Origin of the sequence: Mycobacterium sp., from assembly GCF_049683935.1 — a bacterium.
In the GTDB taxonomy this organism is placed as follows: domain Bacteria; phylum Actinomycetota; class Actinomycetes; order Mycobacteriales; family Mycobacteriaceae; genus Mycobacterium.
On the sequence record NZ_JBAUJR010000188.1, the window covers coordinates 1 to 4,597 of the forward strand.

The following is a 4,597-nucleotide window of genomic DNA, read 5'->3' on the forward strand; positions in this document are numbered from 1 at the left end:
GGCTGCGCCTTCATCTCGGCGAGCGAGGCCGCATCGGGAGTCGAGGCCCAATCGAAGCCCCAGGTGCTCGAGGTCTTGGTCGTCCACCGGGCGAGATCCTGCGCGCACGTCGGGGCCGGGGGCGCCATCGTGGCATCACCGGCGGGATAGACCGGCGGGTAGAACGATTCGAGCACTGCATCGTCGGTGATGGACAGCGCAGCCTTGCGGTTCTGCTCGACACCGAGATCGACGCCGGTGGCCTGCGAGCCGATAGCGCCGGCATCGATGAGGACACCGATCAGAACCGGGTCCTTGCGGACGGACACCGCGGCGGTCCACCGCGCGATGCGATCGTTCTCGGTGGCCGTCCAATACAGCAGGCGGCCTTCGTTGCTCATCACCGATCCGACGTACTGGCCCATATCGCCGCCCTTGTCCTTGCAGGGCCCGGTGAACCACGGTGCTGCTTTGAATTCGTCGGTACCTGCGATGTATTGGCGGAGATCCGCGGGAAAGGTCTCGGGCAGCTTTTTCGCCGTCGTGGTCGCGGTCGATCCGCCACCGGGGACCGGTGCCGGGACAGCGGTGGGTTGCGCTGCCGCGGGCCACGCGAACCCTGCGGCCGCGATGACCGCCACCGCGATCGTCAACAGAATCCTTCGCCACATCGCAGGCCGACCCCTCATCAGTTCACGTAGAAGGCGTAGAAGCCGTCGGCGGCCTGCTTGGCAAGGGAGGACTCATCGGCTGGGAACTGCGCTTCCTCGAGGGTGGGGCCGGACTTGTACGTCCAGTCCTTGGCCTTCCAGTCGTCGTTCTCCCACACCATCGTCACGGTGGTGGTGGAGTAGATGGCCAAGATGCCGACTTTGTCGCTGTCCTGGCTGACCCGGCTCTGGCTCACTCCCATGCCCCAGACCGACACCGTCGCCGAATCCTGCGAGAAGTTCTCCACTGTGACGATCATCGGAACGCCGTTGACCGTGCCGCGCCCGGTTTCTTGGCGCTCGGACGAGACGTCGAGGACCTCTGTCAACGCCGGTGTCGGTTCTGCCGCAACGGCAACGTCTTTGAGGCGCTGGGCGTCGATGCGACCTGCGTAGGCTTGGCCGTTGGCTTGGGTGAAGTTCACCGCGGCGGTCTGCGCGCCGGCCTGGTCGCGGGTGTAACCGGCAGGGATGCCGTCGATGGTGGTCGTCGGGCCGTGGGCCGTGCGGATCGCATCGGCACCCTCACCGGCGGGGTCCTCGCTCCCGCCCGATGTCGCGACGACGACAGCAATCACGACGACGAACGCCACGGCCGCGGCGATCATCGCCAACACCCATTTGGGGAGCCCGAACAGGCCCGATCCGGGCGAGCCGGACGCCGATCCTGTTGCGCTGGTCGTCGAGCCGGTACTGCCGACTGCGGAAAAATCTCGTGCCATGTCAGTTCTTCTTTCTCATCGAATGGGGTGGAGCTGGAGTGGCTTTCGCAGCCGGGGTCAGTTTGCACCGCCGGGGTTGGCGACGAAGATGATCGCGCCGACGATGATGCCGCCGATCGCCAGCGCGCCGAATGCGACGCCGGCGACTTTCGCCTCGCCCATCGAGTCGCTCATCTCCGCGCCGTAGCCGCCGGCTTTGGCGGCGCGCATCTTGTACAGGGCAGCAAGCAATTTCACGGAAGAACCGGCGAGCAGAACCCCCCAGATAGAGCCGGCGACCCGCGCCCACACACTTTGGAAGGACGGACCGAGGAACTCGAAGGTCGGTGTGACTTTGTCGATCGGGTTGAAGTCCTGCGCGGCGGCGGGGCCGGCGAAGACGACCGCGAGGGTGAGCGCGGCGGCGGTCATCGCTGCCGCCTTCCCTGCTCGTCGAGCGAGGCCGCGGGCACGGTTCGGGGTGGAGGTCGCAGTGGTCATCGGTGATGTCCTTTCGATGCAAACGGTCGGTGGGGCAACGGATTCTGGCAGTTCAGCGGGTTCGGTCGTCATCGGAACGGGCGGTCTCGAGGTGGTGCCGATCTCGGTGGCCACTGCTCGTGCGGTGGCCGCGGCGGGTACTGGTCGTAGTCGTCGCCGTCGTAGCCCTGCGGGGTGGATTGTGTGGTCGGCTGGGGGATCGAGTACGGCCGGCGGGTAGGTCGGCGTTCGGCTTGCGAGGGTCGCGTGAACTCCTGCGGGGCAAAGGCGTCGGCATATTCAGCAGCTCGCTCGTATGCACGGTCGGCGAGCCTGTCGGCGATCTCCGCGGCCACGTTGGTGTACGCCTCGACGGTCGCCTGCCCGAGTTCGTGATAGTGGATCCGCTCGCCGCTGGCGAACTTCGGCTCGTATGGCACGCGCATGATTCGTCCGACCCCGCCGAGCGCGGCGAACTCCTGCTCGAGCTTGCCTTCGAGGCGCAGCGCGGCGTCGACGGAGTCCTTGTCGCCGGGCAGAACGACGGTCAGGACCAGCGCTGACCGCACCAGGTGCTCGTAGCCGCGGGCGATGATGCCGTCGAGCATGTTCATCGTCAGGATCGCCATGTCTCGGCGCAACGGCAACGGGATGACCAGCATGTCCGAATGCTGGACGGCCCATTGCCAATTACTGGCGGTGGCGTTGTTGCCGGTATCGACGATGATCAGATCCCGGTGGCGACGCAGCACCGCCATCAACGCCGCGCATTCGTCCCACCCGATGCCGCTCTGGCGGCTCGTCGAGCTGTCGGAGGCCAGGACCTCGTCATGGGTGGGCTGCAGGCGCAGGTAGTGCCCGAGGGTGCCCGACACTGCGTCGGCCGAGGCCAGTGCGCGGGCGTTCTCGAGGATGTCCCACGGTCCGAGCTCGGGATCGGTGGTGCGGTCAGCGCGATCGCCGAGAGTTCCGGAGTTCTCGCACGCATCCCAGGCGACGACTCCGCGGCCGCGATGGGTGCCGAACGTGTTCGCCAGGGCGGTGGTGGTGGAGGTCTTGCCGGCGTCTCCTTTGAGGCCGATGACCGAGACGACCATGCACCCGGGCAGTGGCTGCTGGACTCGTCGCACCGACTGCCGATACCGAGCTTCGGCGGAATCCGGCAGGGGTGGGCGGGTCAGTCCCAGAGCGGCGTTGACCCGCCCCCGCATCCCCCAGATTGCGGGCCGGTTGTCGAGGTCGGTGGGCGCGGAATCGAAGTCGCGGCCGCCGTACTCCGCGGGGACATCGATGTCGAGTTCTTCGTTGGCGGCCAACGCATCCTGGCCCACCTCGTAGGGGTCGGCGAACACCTCGTCGTCGGCGAGCCCGGTGGTGTCGTCGTCGCGGTCATGGTCGGTGGATTCGTCGACGACCGGATCGGGGGCGGGTTGGCGGCGCAGACGCTGTCTGCGGAGGTCGACGGCGGTTTCGGCTTCGTAATTCTCGCGGTGCTCGTTGTACGGGTCAGGAATGCTCATTGGAGTTCCTTTCGGGGAAGAGGTGGTTCCGGGGTCGTCGTCGCGTTCGGTCATTGCTCGTCTGGTGCCTGCTCGTCCGGCGTCTGCTCGTCGGGTTCGGTGTCGTCGACGAACAGGTCCGATAGGCGTATTGCCTGCCAGGCTTGGAAGCCGGGTTCTTCGCACCACTGCTCGGCGGGGTTGTCGTCGGTGATGTCGATCTCGAGTGCGACGCCGTGTTTGGCGGCGACGCCGGCGAGGGCTGTTCCGTCGATGTTCGGGTTGCTGATGTGCAGCAGCAATCGCACGGCCGGGACGTCTGCCTCCTCACGGGCCTTGCCTGCCAGGAAGATGGCTTTACCGGCCGCGGAATCGTCGGCGGAGTCTCGGTTGCCCTTTCTGAACACCGCGTCGTTGCGGTGGAACGTGCCGTACCAGGCGGCGTCGTCGCCGGGGCCGAGCACAGCGAAACTGCCGCGTTCGTCGCCTGCAGCGAAGAGTTCGACCAGCGGGGCCGAGGAGGCCGTTGCGGCGATGGCGTCTCGGTGTTCGATGGCCTCGCGGTTGCGCAAGCTGTCGTAGTCGAGGTCGAGCTGCTTGAGCAGCTCGCGTTTGATCTTCGGCCACATCGACCGGGAGAGAAGGTTGTTCGCTCTCGCCCATGCCCGCAGCGCCGTGGAGTCGCTGGCGCGGAGGTCGTCGGCGGCCGCGCGGACGGCGGCGGCCGCGGTTTCCCATTCGGTGGCGGCGGAGGTGGTCATGGCGTGTCCTTTTCTCGGGTGATCGACAAGCGGGTGGGTAGGTATTGGGGGTCAGCGTTCGGAGATCTTCTCGACCTCCCACCGGTCGCCGGTTGCGTTGCGTAGCTGCACATTCGCGCCGACTTGGCGGGTGCCGACGACCTCGCCGGAGGGTGTGCGGGCGGTCTGGGTGATCTCGAAGACGCGGTATGCCTCTGTCGGGGTTTGTTCGGGTACCGACGCGGTCGAGGGGTCGACCTGGGCGGTGACCGCTGCGCGTTCGGCGGCCCATTCGAGCCACTGCCCACCCGGTCCCGATACCGCTGAGGTGGCGGTCAGTGACTCGGCGAATCGGTCGGTCAGCAGCGGCGTCGATCGCCGGGCGGCGTCGCCCGGGCCGGTGTCGGTGTTGGTGTTCCAGCCGAACCACACCGCCAGGGCGGCGCGTGCGACTGCGTCCGCACTGGTGAAGTCGACCCCGGCAGCTT

At 67.2% G+C, this 4,597-nt stretch carries 5 protein-coding genes and 1 pseudogene; all 6 read right to left on the minus strand.

Annotation, left to right across the window (positions count from 1 at the left end; all coding sequences use genetic code 11):
* Positions 1-632, minus strand: a pseudogene (locus WA965_RS10360) (hypothetical protein); the annotation flags it as partial.
* 35 nt (positions 633-667) lie between these two features.
* Positions 668-1,411: a DUF8175 domain-containg protein gene (locus WA965_RS10365; RefSeq protein WP_526447477.1), complete on the minus strand. Its 744-nt coding sequence runs from the start codon at positions 1,409-1,411 to the stop codon at positions 668-670.
* Between the two features lie 57 nt (positions 1,412-1,468).
* Positions 1,469-1,822, minus strand: a complete 354-nt coding sequence (locus WA965_RS10370; protein ID WP_526447479.1) for a hypothetical protein — start codon at positions 1,820-1,822, stop codon at positions 1,469-1,471.
* 137 nt (positions 1,823-1,959) lie between these two features.
* Positions 1,960-3,390 carry a MinD/ParA family ATP-binding protein gene (locus WA965_RS10375; protein ID WP_526447481.1) on the minus strand — a complete coding sequence of 477 codons (1,431 nt, stop codon included), beginning with the start codon at positions 3,388-3,390 and terminating at the stop codon, positions 1,960-1,962.
* Positions 3,391-3,440: 50 nt separating this feature from the next.
* Entirely contained in the window at positions 3,441-4,130 is a 690-nt protein-coding gene (locus tag WA965_RS10380) for a hypothetical protein (RefSeq protein WP_526447483.1), read from the minus strand.
* 51 nt (positions 4,131-4,181) lie between these two features.
* The coding region (locus tag WA965_RS10385; RefSeq protein WP_526447485.1) for a hypothetical protein at positions 4,182-4,597 on the minus strand (416 nt) is incomplete at its 5' end.

Excerpts from the sequence above, each read along its gene's own strand:
- WA965_RS10370 (WP_526447479.1), bottom strand. The coding sequence starts at position 1,822 with ATGACCGCCGCCGCGCTCACCCTCGCGGTCGTCTTCGCCGGCCCCGCC.
- WA965_RS10365 (WP_526447477.1), bottom strand. The coding sequence starts at position 1,411 with ATGGCACGAGATTTTTCCGCAGTCGGCAGTACCGGCTCGACGACCAGC.
- WA965_RS10380 (WP_526447483.1), bottom strand. The coding sequence starts at position 4,130 with ATGACCACCTCCGCCGCCACCGAATGGGAAACCGCGGCCGCCGCCGTC.
- WA965_RS10375 (WP_526447481.1), bottom strand. The coding sequence starts at position 3,390 with ATGAGCATTCCTGACCCGTACAACGAGCACCGCGAGAATTACGAAGCC.